This window comes from Vibrio aquimaris (genome assembly GCF_009363415.1).
GTDB lineage: Bacteria > Pseudomonadota > Gammaproteobacteria > Enterobacterales > Vibrionaceae > Vibrio > Vibrio aquimaris.
This window is the reverse complement of sequence record NZ_CP045351.1, coordinates 94576-112138: the sequence shown is the minus strand read 5'-3', so window position 1 is coordinate 112138 and position 17563 is coordinate 94576. Positions and strand designations below refer to the sequence as shown.

Below are 17563 nucleotides of genomic sequence, written 5' to 3'. Positions count from 1 at the left end.
TAGTCCGTTTGAGATACGATGATATCAAACTGCTATTAAATTTGATGCCATTACCAAAACGGTCACGAACCTTGGGTCCCGCCCATATACTTCCAATACTGGTTACTGCTTCTATCTTGTGGGAAGTAATACCTGTTTTGCTCTGTCGCCCTGCCGTTAAACTGAGCTTCAAAGTAGTCAATGGTTCCAGTCTTCGGATTGTGGTAGACATGAATTTGCCCTACTTGGGTTTCTTCTCCCCAGCTTGTTCTTGGATTTTCCATCGTTCCATAATCCGGATTACCTTGGTTCGTGCTCCTTCCCGTTTGCAAAAAAGAAGCAAGTGTTGTGGGACGCGTTTCACTCTGCGGTTCAGGCACAGTTTCGAATGACTGAGGCTCACCATTCATCATGCGGCTCCATATTTCGTCAGTTGTGCCAAAATCGAGTACCTCGTTGGGTTTAGTTGCAGCGGTAGGTTGTGATGCAGGGGTATACCCTTTATCAGGGTCCTTAAACGTGGACCTTATCCTATCATCAGCAGATGGCGCTCCCCCCCATTGGGTACCCGTTGCGACAGGCCCGCGCCCAATGACATTCGCCGTATGTTCACGAGCAGTAAAAACTTTGTCCGCAGGAGTCGGCCCAGGGAATACCTTGAAATTCGTCATTGCTTTTGGATTCGCGGTACCACTTGCAGCTGAGAATGCCGTAACTTTACCCATGCTATACCCCATATTCCTCCCCGCTTCATCTCTCTCGGCAATTGTTTCTGTATTAGCCATATTCAAAGAGCCTTGAACAATGGTGAACCCCATCCTGGCCATAAACTTGATAGGTAGCGGTAGAAAGTCAGTCGCCGCAGTCCAAGCTTTCCCTAGCTCATTGACCCAGAAACTAAAAGCTTCAATAACTTCTTCACCTTCTGAGCGTGAATTTACGTCCATCCAGTTTTTCATAAAATCCATGAAATTTTCTGTATTTTTTCCCAAAAGCGCATCTTCGTTTTGGTGATCGACAAGATTTAGCCGCAAATCATAACCGGACAGGTCATGGCCTAACGAGGATAAACGATCCTCTGGCTCTATATGCGCTGACATAAATCTGTAGAACTCACTATTTGGATCCCTTAGCCAGTAATAAGCTTCTTTCATTCCTTCCTGTTCGTTTCTCCAGCTATTCTCGTCATCAACCTTGGTTGTGGTATACGTCTCGTCGCTTGACTGAGAGAAAAACGTCAGCGTGCCATCATCATTTCTTACAGCAAACACCGAATCCATATTGAGACGACGGCTATGTCCAAAGTGACCATCCTGTTGGTCATTTATTCCAACGGATACCAGATCACCTTGGTTAAGACCTAGCTCTTCACGCCTTTGGCTGAGCTCTTCGCTTTGGTGACCAGCAAGATCTAGCTGCAATTTATAGCTGGACTCCTCTGGCACTATATGCGCTGTCATAAAACTGTGGAACTTACTTTTTGGATCCCTTAACGCGCGATGGGCTTCTGCCATTCCTTGCTGTTCGTTTCTCCAGCTATCCTCGTCATCAACCTTGGTTGTGGTAAACGTCTCATCGCTATACAGAGAGAAAAACGTCAGCGTGCCATCATCATTTTTTACAGCAAACACCGAATCCATACCGAGGGGTCCACGATTTATTGTATGGCTATCCGGTTGGTAATTTATCCCCACGTCTACCAGATCACCTTGATTAAGACCGAGCTCTTCACACCTCTGGTTGAGCACCGCTCCTCTGTCAAAAAAGTCTAGCTTCAATTCATAGTCAGAGGCGGAGAAGCGTTCCTTAGGATCTATATGCGCTGACATAAATTTGTTGAACTCACTACTTGGATCTTTTAACCAGCCCTGTGCTTCTATCTCACCTTTCCTTTCGTTTTCCCAGGCGCTCTCATCAACCTTGGTTGTGGTAAACGTCTTGTCAGTTAACAGGGAAAAAAACGTAAACGTGCCATCGTCATTTCTTATAGCAAACACCGAATTCATATTGAGACGGCCGCTATGCCCAGCAAGGCTATCCGGCTGGTGATCAATTCCCACTGTTACCAACTGACCTTTGTCCGCACCGAGATCCGTAAGCCGCTGGTAGAGCTGTGTTTTCAAGCGGTGTTGCAGCGCATCCATAAACTGCGAATTGCCTTTGAGGTCATCGACATGATCCATATATTCATTCTGCACTCTCACACTGCCAAGCTCACGCTCTAGGCCGGCAATCTCCTGGTCGGAGCTTGTCATTGATGCGACCGAGCAATGGCCATTCCCGGCAGCAGGGGACAGGCTTTTGGCATACTGTTTGTGTTTACCAAGTAGAATCTCTCTAGCTGTAAACTCTTTCTCCGTAGACCATTCGTCTTGTTCAAAATCGTCGCCACTTGTCCACGTTCGTTTAACATGATCAAATCTAACCATGATTTTCTTATCAAGAAATGATGCATCAATCCCTTCTGGAGGCAGACGTCCGTTCTCCTCTAGGGTTCTTTCTGCAATCATCAGAAGGAACTGGTCCGGGGTGAGGGTCTCACTCATTGACAGAGCTTTATTGTGTTCATGCGCCATTCGCATGTGCTCTGCAAATTCCTCCGGTCCTCCATACATATCTATCAGTGCTCGCTGCTCCTCCGGTGTTACGACTGTACCATCGGGCAGTACCAAGCTGTCCATATTTTCATAATATGATCTGGCGGCTGCCTCTATATCCTCAACGTTGCCCGGAAGAAACAAATAGCGAACCTCAGGTATTCCCGGAGATGTGGCCTGGTTAATGAATGTGGCTTCAGCATTTGTTAATATATTTTTTTGTTCTAGAAGAGCCTGAAGCTCTTCTTCATCCTCCCAATCTCGATTTTCTAGCTTTTCATTTACTGATTCTAACTTTGATAAAATCAATGCATATGCTTTGACACGGTCACCAGTGAAATATGCAGCTCTCAGCTCTTCAATAGTTTCCCTCTTGAATTCATCAACAGTTAGGACCCTGCTATCTGAGTCTCGACTATATTCTTGATCTAATTCCGCATTCCAACCTTGTTCGATATTCCAATTCACATGTTCTAAATATTGTTCTGCTATGGTTTCTTCATGAGAATCCGTTCCGGCCTTGGCTTCCGCTAGCCACAATTTTGCAAATGCCAACCTTTCTATATTAGGTACTTCACCTTTAAAGCGCGCTATTTGGTTATTGACCACTTCAAGCTGGGCACGAAGTCTATTTAGCTTATTTTTAAGTGGTATATATTTATGAGGCCAGAACGAATTATTGTAATCCCTTTCTGTCTCTTCAGTCTGTTTTTCAAGGGTCTTCCAACTCCTGTACAAGCTAACTTCTGTTTTCAGGTTTGAGTTGCCTGGGTGCTGGAAGTGAAGCCTTCCTTCAGCCGAATTATCACCTTCGGTGTACTCCAAGCGCTCTTCTATGCCGAGTTCATCCCTTAGCTGATTTACAGTAAAGATCGGCGCCCCTTCTTTCAGGTACTTTTTCTTTACTTCCGGGTCACTGAAATCGACTTCTTGGCCATCCGGGGTTTTATATGTTGCACCCACTGCCATAGCCTCTAAGAGGCTTTTCTCTTCCGCAGTAAACGGCTGTGTATCATCATCTCTACGCAAATTGTCTTTATCTAGGCGATGTATCAATTCATGAGCAAGTGTCAGCTTGGGTTGATCGCCGCCTCCGCTCTCCGAATCGTGCGACAGTGTATTTAAAGGATCAAAGTAGATGATGTTGTTATCTAGGTCTATGCTGGCAGGGTGAACACTGATCCCATCGTGTTCCACTTCTTTTGGGAAATGTATGGAAAATGGTTTTCCTTCCAATGCCTGCTGGAGCTTCTCACCCATTTCTGTGTCAGCCGCCAACTCATCAAGCACACTTGAAACATGGTGGTAGTATTCTTCCGTGCCCTCGATGGTAATGCTAAGACCTTCTGCACCTTCATATTGCCAAGTCTTTACCTCTCCGGGATATCTTTCTAGTTTGGCAACCTCGTCATCGGCATCAATCGCAGTAACACCACGCTCTTGAATCTCATTCAGATTGCCTGCCAGTCGTGCTTTGATGGCATCTGAAATCTCTTCAGACACCAACCCTGGAGCACCAAAAACCAAGCGCCCCGCCATACTGGCATATGAATCGATCTTTAATTGCTTACTTTTATCTCCATTCACATGCCTTCCATGAATGGAATCCAGCGAGCTTTCTTGCTCTTTGACCTTAGCGTTATAGGCCATACCACCTACTGCAAGCGCCCCTCCTAGCCCCACCTTAGCTACCGTTGGTAAAGGGGAGGTAATAATTTGAAAGCCCAGTTGTTTGAGTTTCTTCTCTAACATGACATTAATGGCTTTATAGGGCTTGTCCTGCTCTGGTCTATTTAACGAACTCGTTTTATGGACACTATAAGGCACTTTGATGGCAGCAATTGGAACTCGATAAAGCGGGCTGAAGATATTAAAAGTGCAGGCGGTGGGCAAATCCGTTACCGCTTCAATTATCAGCTCTGGCGCACCGCGGCTTAAACGCTTTTGACCCCAACTGACCATAAAATCAATCAGCCCTTTCTCCATCTCCGCGGACTCCTGCGGACTCATAGGGTGAACTAACTCTCCACGTCTCGCATTGTCCAACTCTTGCACAACCCGACTGGCCATCAAAAACCCTTTAGGGTCTCCGTGAGACAAAATGGACTCATCCAGTATGCCTTGTTCTTCAAGCAAGGTGTGAACTTTGCCTTCCTCAGGTAAAGGATCTTCGGGGGAGAGCTTCAACTCGCTTTGAATCTGCTCTGCCCAGTGTCTCGCGAGAAAAGCGCCCACTGATTTATTATCCAGCGTTGGCCTACCTTTGATAGTGGCTGATTGATTAGCAAGTGACGCTGTCATTTTTTGTGTCCTAGCAGAGGATAAACTTGAAAAGTGATCCGCATCAGAAAAAGACCTTTTTTCCGCCGCTTGAACTGACTTCTGTAAGTCAATCATTGACTTAACCAACTCATCTGCAACCGTTTTAAAGCTCGTCTTGTAAGCGTCATCTAGCTGCTTTTTGATTCTTTCATGGTGTTTTTCTTCAACACTCTCTTGCTTTAGTAACGAATGGATCGCAGTGGAGACTTGGGTCCATAGCTTATCCTGCATAATTTGAGTTAGCTCAGCTTGATGGCTTTCAAGGTTATCTCGGTTAAATGCACTCGGCAGGTCATTTGGAAGCTGGCGGGTGATCGCGTCACGAGCGCTTTGGGTACGTTTATCAAGAAGTTGACTGAGCGCTGCTAACTTGAGTGCTTTAGGGGACTCCTGCTTTATCAAATCATCCGCTTGTTTATTTGTCTCACTGCCGTGACTTGATGTGTGCGCTTCATGGTATTTCAGCTCCCCTTCGATCCCCTTCAGTTCTTTCACCAACGTATGTAAAGACTGGCTGGGCTCTTGCAACTTTATTGCAGGCCTTTGCAGGGACTCCAGTACTGTCCTTACCGCAGAATCGAGAACCTTCTCTTGAAGCGTTTGACGGTCTTTTTGGGATGCGCCAATTATTGAAGTCAGTTTCGCTTGGGCAGCATTCAGAGTCGCAGGGAATTTTTGTTCTAACTGGCTAATTCCTTTAGACGCATCCTCTTGGGTGCTTACCCAAGTATCCTTGACCTTTGAAACTACAGAGCGATCACTTTCCTTTGGTAACTGATTTTCTATCTGTACAAGGGAGCCTAAGATATCACTATAAAACTCTTTAGACTTGGGGGCTTTTATGTGCGCTAATACCTCAATCTGTCTGGAGACCGCTTTCCGCGTTTGATTCAATTTCCACTGATTGGCACTCTTGAGGGTAGACACCTTATTATCAAGCTCTGTTTGCCATGCTTGTCCTTCTGGTGTCTCTTTTTCCTGACGTATTTGTGCTTCAGCCTTGCGGGTTAAGGCAGCATCATCTGGATATTCAGCAAAACTATTCAGCTGCTCAGCCACACTGCACAAGGTGCTTAAAGTTCCTGTCAGATAGCCCTTTAGCTCTCTATTTATTAGTGACTTGCTTTCATCAACCTTACCATCCCATACAATAGATTGTGATATTGTTGACTTCAGTAGCTTCTCTGCGGCGGTAACAAGCAGTTTCGTGCTTGTCTGCTCGTTCGCATTCTCCTTCAGTTTTTCAACTTCATGTTGCAACCTTAATTCCATAAGATGAAAGCGCTGCTTATCGGACACAGGCTGCCGATTCGACAGGTGGGGCAAGGCGTTTTTAAATACTTGAGACGCTTGCTTAAAAAATGATTCCGCACCCTCGTGAGAAAAGTGTTTGCGCTGTGAATGTCGCTGTTTGGTCTTAGTGATTTCATGCTCTGCGCTGTTCAAAGCTTCTGCACACTCCTGAGCGAGCTTATCTTGGGTTGTCGCAATTCTTTCTTCTCTAAGTCTTTTATATGCCGCACTTTGAGGATCGTCTTCTACCTCATCCATTCCTTGGTCCACCACCTGTTTGATGACTTCGGTGCTAGGATGCTCGGTGATGCTCATGAGTGCACGACTAACTCCCAATAACCCTTGTAAGGTCGCCTCCAATCGTCTAGTCAAAGACTGGGCTTTTTGTCTACTGCCAACTTCCCCTTCCTTCGTTTGGGTTGAAACCCCCACAGCCCTTTTCAGGACCTTCGATACGGCTCCGTCTTTTTTCTTAGGGATATCAGCCTGAATCCAGTTTTTAAAATCACCGTTATTATTGTGCGTTGCTATCGTTTCTGACAATGTTTCGAGTTTACTCACAAGCGCATAAAATTTTGGGGACTCATGAGTACTAAGAGCATTATTACCCTTTAATTCTTTAAGCTTTTTAACCATGCTAACAAGCGTGTCTACCTGACTCTTATCAATGCTAGGGGTTTGAACATTAAAGCGTTTCGCTCGATATTCTTTCCCGACTTCACTTTGATTAGTGGCGGTGGTCTCCGGCTTCGTTTTACTCATTGCCCTCTTTCCAGCGGCAGCAAGATCATCAGGAGTGGTAGCTATTGCCTTTTCATTAGCGGGCTTCAGTGGAAGCGCACTGTTCACCCCTTTTTGCACGTTAGAAGTTCTGGTCAGTGAACCTCCCACAGAACTTTTCTCGGGATCGAGTTGAGTTGTGTCACTATTTACCACTGTTGCGTGATTAAGTTTATTAGCTTCAATAGTCATCATTCACTGCCTTTTATCATTTAATGCGAGAGGTTTATCTCGGCTATAGATAACACTCGCAAACATAAAAAAAATGATAAAAAAGACAAAAACAGTAATAAAAAAATCAAACAAACCAACAGAAAAAATTATCTGTAGACGCCTATATGACCCATGTTAGCCAGAGCTTTAGGTCGGCTCCACAAGTTTTTTCTACGTTGAGTGAGTGCACTGGGTAACACAAATGGCTGACCTGTTCGGTTGACGATATCAGCCATGGACTTATCGTTATAGATAGACATATCAACCAGTAACCATGCCATTGATTCTAAAGTCAGCTTTCGTTTTCTGAGGGTGGCGGTATCAGTAAGCTCGTAAGCATTATTCATGAGTTCAATTGGCAGTAGATCTGCGAGCGGCTCCACTTGATTGGGTTTGTAATCGCTGTCGCTATCTAGAATTTTAAAACCACAATGGGAAGCTATCAGGCTTCCCAATGTTTGGTTCATAAGTGCTCTATCTGGAAAATAGTGGCTACTATTCAGCTACTGAAGGTTAAGCAAATAAAGCTCTAACATTCTCAACTGTACCACCAGAATTGAGAACTTCCATCGCCTGTTGCAGTTTAGGTAGTATGTGATTTGCTACAGAATCACTCGCAACATCAGTCGCACCCTCAAGAAACTCCCTTGTATTCAGCTCGCCGAATTGGCTTGTAGGCCTACTTAATACATTGGTAAGAAAACTCCTTAATTGTTGGTGATTTGGGTCATTTTGATTTGAAAAGCGATCTACACTCAATGCTTGATACATTTGTTGATCAAATTTATCATTCAACATTCTTAATTTGTCTTCTGGAGACAAGTCTCTAGGAGCCGGACTACCTTGGAGGAATGAACTTAGGCTCGGTGGCTGTGGCTCTTCTCTCTGTGATTCCGGATTGGTGGTTTCTTGCGTATCGTCTTCCAATACTTTTGTTTCAAGCTCTTCAATGCTTATTTCATATCTATCTTCTGCTTGGTCATCAGACGCCACTCTAACAATTCTAATGAGACTTCCACCAAAATAGCCTGATACTTCATCATATTGACTTAAGTCACCACCATTCATCTGTCTTACTATAGCGCTTATACTCGGGCTCGAACTTTCAGGACCTAGTAAAACATCTGTTGATGGTACACCATTACCTTTCGCGCTATTTTCCCATACCGTGTAAGCGGCTTCTCTAATTGAATTTCTGTCCGTTCCTGAAGCCAAATAGAGTTTTTTACTCGGCTCTCCACCTTGGGCTTGAATAAGAACGAGGTCGTTTTGGCGTGTTACCTTAGGTTTCACTTTTTTATGGTTTGCCTTCAATGCATCACGATCAATCGGCGGCATTTCTGAAGATAAATCCTGTGGGCCATGCCTCCCCAACATTGGGTTTGGCTCATAAAAACGACCACGCATCATGTCACTTCGTCTAAAATCGACCAAACCGCCAGTCGGAGTTTCAAAACCAGAAGATGCATGTGTAGAGACGTCTACTTTAAGTTGACCGTTCTCAATTCTACCCATAGTTGTCCGAATTCGTCTGTTAGTAATAAAACCGAGGAAGCCATAAACTAGTCCTGGCTGTCTTTCTGGTTGGAGATCCATTAATGCATTTTCTAATTTTCCTGTGAGTGATGCATCAAAATCTCCCATGTTTCTCCTATCGGTGATCTCTGAGTAGAGCTCGCCATGATCGGCATTTGACGAAGACACTCTTATCTCTTCAGGGTTCCCTACACCACTGTTACATGCAGCCACTTTGACGGGGACATCCTCGGGTAATAACATACCGTCAATGTCATGAGCAACATCCCCAGCGCTCATTTTAGGAGCAGTATCAGAAGCAGCACTATAAATAAACCCTTCACCCGGCTGCCCATGACCACTCACATATAACATATCTGTTGAGTTGAGATCACTTAAATCGGTTTTTTCGAGACCATAAAGGTAATGAAACTTCGGCTCCAAAGACGATGCATCAGCTGGACCATATGTATCAATAAGAATTCGTCGAAACTCCTCTACTTGCTCTTGATTTTTAAATACAACTTCATATGGATCGGCACCTTTATCGCTTAAATCACGAAGCAGAGGAATAAGCCTTTTGTTCACTCGTTCATCATTCATGAACGGGAAATAGATATACTGTTTACCGCTAGGCTTCACATATGGCTTATAACCGCCCGAAGTTTGGAGATCGGTAGACGACACTACCTGTCCATTAACTCTGTGAGTCGAAGTGCCCACCACATCCAAACCGTCAGCGACTCTGCTATTGGGCGCATTCTTGTAATAAACACTCGTCATGTTATCAGCCTGTAAGCGGCTCCGGAGCTGTTGTTCATTGCCAACTAGGCTTCTTTCTGTCCAGCTGTCATATTCCCACCAATTACCTTGATTATCACGTATGTATGTTAACCAATGCCCCCCATTCCTGTTCGTCGCCGCCATAAACCGACCACTTTCTATGGCTCTTGCAGGGTCTGTTGATTCAATAAAATTATATTCATCAACAGCAATACTTTCCATGCCCGTTCCATTGTCTCTGACAAACTGTGGAATGTCACTGTCTGGTATTCCTATATTTCTGAACTTTTCATATACCTGATCGCGAAAACCGTTTAAGTCAAGTGCCCTACCTTCGTAGTGGCTAAGAGCGTAATAACCACAAAAACTCGATAATTCACCTCGATGCGGTTGGCTCAGAAAGAAATCCTGTGGGGGCCTACTTGGATTAGACTCCACAACACTATCTACGTGCCCACTTCTAAAAGCAGAGTCGCGGGAGTTCATACCTTGTGGGTTATCTTTTTGTGTGTTCTTGTGTTCTTTTTGATACCTACGCCACGCCTCTTCTTTCATCTTTTGAGCGCGTTTCGCTTGCTCAGTGTTTTTATTGGCCAATTCCTCCGCTTTTTTGAGGTTCTGATCGAAGCCAGTAGATGTATACCAATGAGCATCTGAAAGTACCTGCGCCCCTTCTACATGTTGAAAGCCTGAAAACTGCCCACTGGATAAGAACGGAGCACTCTCAAAATTGTCAACCTCCGCTATTTTAGCCAATGTATTTCTTTTACTCGATAAGGCATCCTGATAAGTCGCAAACCAGTTGTTTCTAGTATCAAAAATAGGCCCATTTATCCCGAGTCGTTGCCTAAATTGACCTGCTGTAGGGTCAAATACCACATCAACCCCCTTATATTCGGCAAAGATCACCCAGTGATTCGTATACACATCCGCTTCATTCCCAAGTGCGTTATCCCAAAAAGCCATATTTACAACCTTGATGTTCTCAACATCTGGATTGTCACGCAGAAGAGTCCTTATTCTTTTCGCCGCATTTTCACAGTTTTCTTTCGGGTCATTGATATAACGTTGTATCTCGCTGTCTTCAGATACAATATTCTTGATTTCATCAATCTTTGACTGCTGCTGGGATGGCGTGTCAACATGTCTAAATCTATCAAGAGCCTCATTAGGCTCAAACGTTGGTTTGGATGGCTCTGGTTCTCGCCTTCCTAGACCTAATCTTTTCAGAATTCCATCAGATTCATCCAACCGCTGAGCGGGGGATACCTCTCCGGCATTACGAACACTTTCCCCAGATGGTGCACCACGCCCTCCAGTCATACCATCAATCCGATTTAATCGCCTCAATTCTACCGCACTGCCCGCGGCACCGAACATATCTAAAGGAGCGAGCGCGAGCGGAAGAAGGCCAAAATTTCTTTCCTCAGCCGTATCACCTTGAGTGATAACGTATAAACCCTCAGCAACACCGTGGACCCCACTGACTACATCAACCACAACGGCGGCACCCGCGACGTAAACACCTCCGATCCCAGCTGCAGCGCCCCCCGTCAACGCTATTGAAGCTGCACCCAGTATATAACCAGATATCTCGAAAAACTTATCCGTTGCCCACTCGGCATCCGAAGTGATTAGCGTATCAGCATCACTCTTTAGCCTATCCAGCATTCTACCAGCCATGGTTTCAAAGGCATCAGTTTGATCTAATTTAACATGTGTTTGACCAATGATGTTTTGAGGATGGGAAACATTGGCTCTTTTATTTTCTGAGAGTACGACCACCCCTTCATATTGACGTGCTTCACGTGCGGGGAAGTCAGTACCATAATATTTATTAGTCCATGAAGCCAGAATTTCTAAAGAGCGGGCCGGGGTTTCACTAGAGAGCAACCCTGGTTGCTTATTGTGTTCACTCATATGCGATAAGATGTAATCTTTATTCGCAGGGTTAGCAAAAAATAGATTAAACTCTTTTTCGCTATTGAACTTATGCACGCCCCCATTGGATTGCAAACTCACAAGAATGATCGCGTTTCCTTGCCGCGTCAACAACATACCTTCTAAAGGATAATGATTTTTACCATTGCTCAATGATGGAACGTATGCATTATCTGGAATATTACGTAGTGCGTCGGCCTCCTGAGAGCTCAGTACACCATCCGATTCTGCTTTTTCAATTTGGCTCTTATACTGATTTTCAAGGTATTGCGTAAACACCCCTAGGTGATTATTTTTGAAATCATCAATCTCATCAGTAATCATAGGTTGGAGATCTGCATCATTCAGAGTCTTATAAAGCCTATTGAAGCTATCTGTTTGGTAGTCATTAGGAAGTTCATAGCTTGGCTCGGTATTGACAGTCACCGTATCACCTAAGCCTTTATCATAGTTATTTTTTAACCCGGTCACTAGGTCTACTTCGCTATAAAGTCTACTTTGAGAATAACCTTTCGCACCTTCAGCGAGTGTATCGAAAAGAGTATTCGCGTTCATTTTATGCTTGAATGCGTCTTTTAAAATATATTGATCAGCATTGTCTCCTGATGTAGAAAGCTCTTCCAATATCGTCACCATCCCTTTTTTAACACGCCCATCCATTTGATGGTATAGGCTTGCATGAGAGAGAATATACTCACGATTATTTGCGCTACAGAAGAACTGGTTCAGCTCTTGCTTAGAAGAAAAGTTGTGCACTTCTCCATCAGGCATTAAACTGATCATGGTATAGTGGTCACCATCAACGATTACTATCATGTTCTCTAATGGATAGTCACCGATATAAGGCTTGACTATATAAGGAGTATTGATTGGGTCTTCTGTGTATAGAATAGGATGTAGGACTCTATCTAATAAGCTCTCTGTCGCCGCCCTCTCATTGCTATCAGAAATGGCTCCAATTTTCTCAGTCGCACGCTGTCGTAATAGCTGAGTATACTCCTCGGAACTCCAATTTGCTGTTTCTAACTCATCTGTATTGACTGAATACAAATGTTCTTTACCCAAAGTAGACTCGAGGTCCTTATAACCAATTGTATAATGCTCTTGGTAGCCGCCTGAATTATAAGTTATAGATTTACCAATCAGTTGTTCTAAGCCTTGATAACCGGTTCCTCTATGTTCTCTAATATGGTCTGCGACTTGTCTTGGAGTACGATCCATATGACGGATTGCAAATTTGACCTTTCTAGGCTCATCGATTCCATTTTCTTTCCAATACCTTTGTGCAGCACTGTCTGGAGAGACTCTATCCATAAAGGAAGTCATGCGGTTTTGATTCATGACCTCTTTTTCATATTGAATCAGGCCACCGTGCTCCTTAATATCAAGAATTTGCTGCTCTGCGGTATAGATCTCTCCATTGGGCCGAACAATATCCGTTCTCGATGCGTAAAACTGAGCTTCAACTTGTTCGGTGTTTTCATGCAGTTCACATCGGCCTTGCCGATATTGAAGGATGGTATCAGCTAAAGTTTCTTGTTCACCATATCCGTATTTTTCTAGATATATCCTTTCACTAGGTAGCAGCGGCCAGCGATAACCTTCAAAAGAAGGATCATTAGAAATAGTGCCGCTTATATCCGTCATCAATCGCTGTGTCTCTTCAGGCGTTGGGTTAAAAAACAATTGACGAACTTCAGGTAATCTCGATAGGTTGCGTTGTCCTACTATTATCCGTTCAGCCTCTTCCAATAGTGCCTTCTGTTGCCGCAGTGATGGTGTATTACCCTCTCGCGCCATCAACTCATTTAGAGATTGTTTTTTTGCGAGTATCCAAGCATAAACTTTAACAATATCGCCTGATGCATAAGCACGGCTTAAGTCTTGGATCATTTCCTCTTTGAATTCATCAAGAGAGCGCACTTGATTGTCGAACCTACCAGTATAATTCGAACCTAACCCGTTCTGGTTCAGTTCATTTCTCGAACTTTCAAGATATTGCCTAGCCTTTTGCCGCTCCCTATCAATCTCTGGCTGATTAGTCGTCTGGTAAAGCCTGCCCATAGCTCCATCGACATAAACCGTTTCAGGCCTCAAGGCTTGAGCGTCTCGAGTCCACAGTTTGGCATAGGCCACTTTCTCTACCGCAGGTAAGGTATTTTTTAATTGATTAAGTTGGCTCTGAATATTATTAAGCTCTCTGTCCCACTTTTCTATCTTCTTCCGCTGACGTCTTCGGTAAGGCCGTGAAAAAATACTGTCAGCATCATTTATATTCCACCTCGCTACTCTTATTTTTTCTTCAAGCTCTTCAACTCTTTGCAATAGGCTGATATGCAATTGGGCATTACGGCTTATTGGCCTTCGGAAATAAGCTCGACCATCAATAGCATTTTCTACATCGCTATAATGCAGCCTAGGATCAATGCCCAGTTCTTCCCTAAGCTGATTGACAGTAAAGACTTGTGAACCTTCCTGCAAATACTGTTTCTTGATGTTCGTATCACTGAAATCTAATACATCTTCACCAAAGGCATATGGTATTCCAACTACCATATGCTCAAGCAGTTTAATGTCATCTGAATCACTGTCGTTGGCTAAGTTATTTTTGTCGTATAGGTGTAAGAGTTCATGGAAAAGGATTACTTGAGCTTGTTCATCACCACCAGTTTCTCCATTAAGCGAGAGAGTACTTAAAGGATCAAAATAGATAATGTTGTTATCCAAATCTGCACTGGCCGGATAGTATTCAACGCCATCTAACATTTCCTTAGCTGGCAAGCGTATCGAGAATTGTGGGCTACTCATTGCTTCGAGTAATCTCTTACCTTGTTCGGTATCCTTGAGATCATCGAGTACGACGGAGACATCATCAAAATATTCTTGGGTACCTTTTATCTCAATAGTATGGGTTTCTGATACCTTGTATTGCCAATCTCTTACCGGGCCGGGATACGGATCCAATTGCGTTTCTTGGGCAGAAGATGGCAACACATCTTCTGACACATCAGTCCTTTCTGCTTCAGATTCAACTGACTCCATAGAGTCTGTTTTGCCTTCAAGGTCTACCTCTTCTTCCTCGGTAAACAAAGGGTCCCAACTATCAATCAACCCCTTACTTTTAAGATCTTGCATATCCTTATCAAAACTAGCAGACAACTCTTGTCTACATTGCTCTTGAAGTTCAGCTAGGTCAGTCTTAAATGCAAGATCTTGAGCTTCAATCATCTCACTAATGACAGCTTCGGGCAGTTTGTCCTTCATTTCATCCCTAAACTGCTGCTTCATCTGCTCAAATTGCGTTTTTATACCATTGGTATAGTCTTGGTATGCTTGGAGAAGCTTTTGCCTTTGCTCGGGGATTTGCTTGTTGGTCAAATCCTGCTTTAATTTGGCTTCCATCACTTTGTCTGTTACGGCCCTTGCCGCTATTGAAACCGGCATAACCGCGCCGGTAATTCCACCTTCTACGGCTAGAGTCTTCAACCAAGAATCTGTCTTAATTTTATCGTTAGGATCCACCATTGCGTTATGTGCGTAAGCACTCAGCACCAAGGCACCGCCAGCGACTGTTTTTATCGGACGGGGTACAAAAGACATAGCGACTTTAAACCCAAGTTGCTTCAACCTATTATTAACCACGTCCTGCACAACCTTATATGGGTAGTCTTCCCCTGGCATGACACCCGTTTTTATCTGATGGACCTTATACGGAATTTTAAATGACGCTATCGCTGTTTTAACCCCCGCTTTGACTGTTCCTTTTACTAGGGTGACGGTAGCACCAGCCGCAAGGTCAACACCGCCCTCAATGACCGCGTAGATCACACCTCGAGTCGCTTGTTTCTGCCCCCACTTTACCGCAAATTCAGCAAACGATTTTTCATCTGCAAGGTGTTGCTCTGGTGTTTTGGGCAAAATAGTTTTGTCTTTACGTGCGTAGTGCCACTCTTGACACATTCGGGTCGCAAATAGAATCCCTTCTGGATCATCGTCTGACTTAACGGCATCAAGCAAACCCTCTGCTTGTAATGTTTGACGTAGTGATTCAGCCATCGGAATGTCCGTTTCAGGCATCATTTCATTAGCCTTCATACCCCAGTCTTTGGCGACTTTAGCATGGCGAGAAAATGGGTCGAGACGCTTACTTGTTAAAGAAGTAATTTTTAAATCGAGATTATCCAAATCACTCTTGCCCGATGCGCTTGCAATACGAGTTTGGTGAATGATGTCACCTAGCTCATTTTCCGTGAATGATGTTTTGCCACTCAGTTTGTTAGAAATACCTTCTAACTCGGTGATTACAGGATCATAGAATTTAGAGTCAATGATCTTCTCGAGTTCTGTCTTCAGTGTTGCTTGGCCCCACTCTGATAAGCTATCTGAGTGCGAGCTAACAAGCTCCCTCAATAAACTGGGCAAGTTGGCAATCTGTTCTTCAATATCCTTGGATATTTCTAATGCTTTACCGCAAGCTTGGTTGAATTCTTTGATTTGACCCGCTTTATCTTTCTTGCTATCAGAGCTTGTTTGCTCTTCCCCACTGGCTTTTCCAGTAGAAAAATCATCAATCACGGCCTGTGCGAAATCTTTCATCGCTTCTGCGGCAAAATCCGCTTCTAAAGGCTTATCTTTTTTCAAGTTTGTTGCGGCTGCTTGTAAGGGGTTTAAATCATATTGCATACGCAACGCTGGCTGCTGCATTAGCCAATACATGCTGCGTACGATAGACTTTACTTTCGGCTCCTCAGTTTTCAACTCAGTAGGCGCGCTGATCCTATCAAATCCAACTTTTCTCGCTTTTTTATGACCAACATCTCTCCAGTGATTAAGCGCATACGATGTAAGTTCAGCTTGCTTTGGAAGCTCTTGTAATACGCCGAGAGTGCTCGAAGGTAAGCCTTTAACTTTTTCGGCAACCGTGCCCGTGAGTGAGTTGAATGCTTCGCGTGTTTTGCTGCTTGAATCTACAAAAAAACGACTCACGGTTTCTTTAAAGGGGAGCTTTTGAGTAACGTAAGATGGTTTGTACTCCCATGCGTTTTTGGGCTTGTTAAAGACGCCAGCTTTTCCACGAAACTCATTGGCACTTTTATGAACCAAACTTTGGATATCGCCAATGATGTCTCTTGGCATCGAAAAATAGTTGGTGCTCAATACACCCTTATCGTATCTATCTAACTTCGCGTATAAATTGCATAGCTGATTGTTGTTGGCCGTCAGAGTCTTCATAACCTCAGTACGCTGCTTAACCAAATGTTGGGTCATCAACTTTTGCCCTGAAGAGCTGCCGAGTTGAACCATTGCCCAATTGGGTTCAAACTTACCGCTGTTTTTGAAAAAATCGTTGCTGTGCAGGAATTCATCGGTCGTTCTCACTTCCCACTGAGATAAAGAACCTATACTCGCATTCATCTGGCCCAGTTTTAACGCTTCATCTACGGCTTGAATGCTTGTTTTTACGTGGCGTGCAAACTGATAAGCTAACCCTCTATCATCCGAATTAACGCTCGCTTTGCCTTTAATTTTATCTAAAAACCGCTCAATTCCTTTTAATGTCTCTTCACTTGGTCCCAGATTAGAGGCCTGCGAATCTCGATTCGATCTTATCTCGGCAATCCTTTCACGCAGTGATGGTATTAACCCTTTGTCAATCTCAATGATAAGCTCGTTGTAGCCTTTTTCGATAAACTCTATTGCTTCTGGTTGCTTATCTTTTAAAGCTTCAACAAGCAACTGTTTTGGCAAATCTAACGCCGCATCAAGACGTCTCAGTGGGTATTCTTTCAGGCCAGCTCCGCATTCCTTTTCTATTTCTCCATAAACACTGTCTACACCATTAGAGCGCCTCAATGGAAATTCTGTGCCAAATTCACTCTCTCCACTTTCCTGTTGCGACTGTTTTGGCAAATCCACTACTCTTGAATTAGCTGATTTTAGCGTTGCGTTGTTGTCATTAGACGCCCGAGCACATGAACCCGCAAAAAGAGTTTTCTTGGGAGCATGTTGAGTGGCAGCGTTTTTCATCACTGATGAAAGCTGAGAATTTTTATCCACACGAGGCATGATTCGTTACCTTTTATCATTTAATGCGCTAGGTTTATCTAGGCTATAGATAACACCCGCAAACATAAAAATAA

Annotated in this window: 2 protein-coding genes and 1 pseudogene; all 3 read right to left on the bottom strand. The window is 43.9% G+C overall.

Annotated elements, in window-relative coordinates:
- Window positions 1–62 precede the first annotated feature (62 nt).
- The 3 genes and pseudogenes from FIV01_RS20775 to FIV01_RS15080 all read right to left on the bottom strand — a co-directional run bounded on the left by FIV01_RS20775 (window position 63) and on the right by FIV01_RS15080 (window position 17489).
- Window positions 63–4115, bottom strand: a complete 4053-nt coding sequence (locus tag FIV01_RS20775; protein WP_246210549.1) for a M91 family zinc metallopeptidase — start codon at window positions 4113–4115, stop codon at window positions 63–65.
- Window positions 4116–7345: 3230 nt separating this feature from the next.
- Window positions 7346–7651: pseudogene (locus tag FIV01_RS15085) on the bottom strand (transposase domain-containing protein); the annotation flags it as partial.
- A gap of 46 nt (window positions 7652–7697) precedes the next feature.
- Window positions 7698–17489 carry a M91 family zinc metallopeptidase gene (locus FIV01_RS15080; protein ID WP_152431831.1) on the bottom strand — a complete coding sequence of 3264 codons (9792 nt, stop codon included), beginning with the start codon at window positions 17487–17489 and terminating at the stop codon, window positions 7698–7700.
- Window positions 17490–17563: the final 74 nt, after the last annotated feature.

What these genes read in the sequence shown, in the direction of transcription:
- FIV01_RS20775 (WP_246210549.1), bottom strand. Translation starts at nt 4,115, where the DNA reads ATGGCGGGGCGCTTGGTTTTTGGTGCTCCAGGGTTGGTGTCTGAAGAG.
- FIV01_RS15080 (WP_152431831.1), bottom strand. Translation starts at nt 17,489, where the DNA reads ATGCCTCGTGTGGATAAAAATTCTCAGCTTTCATCAGTGATGAAAAAC.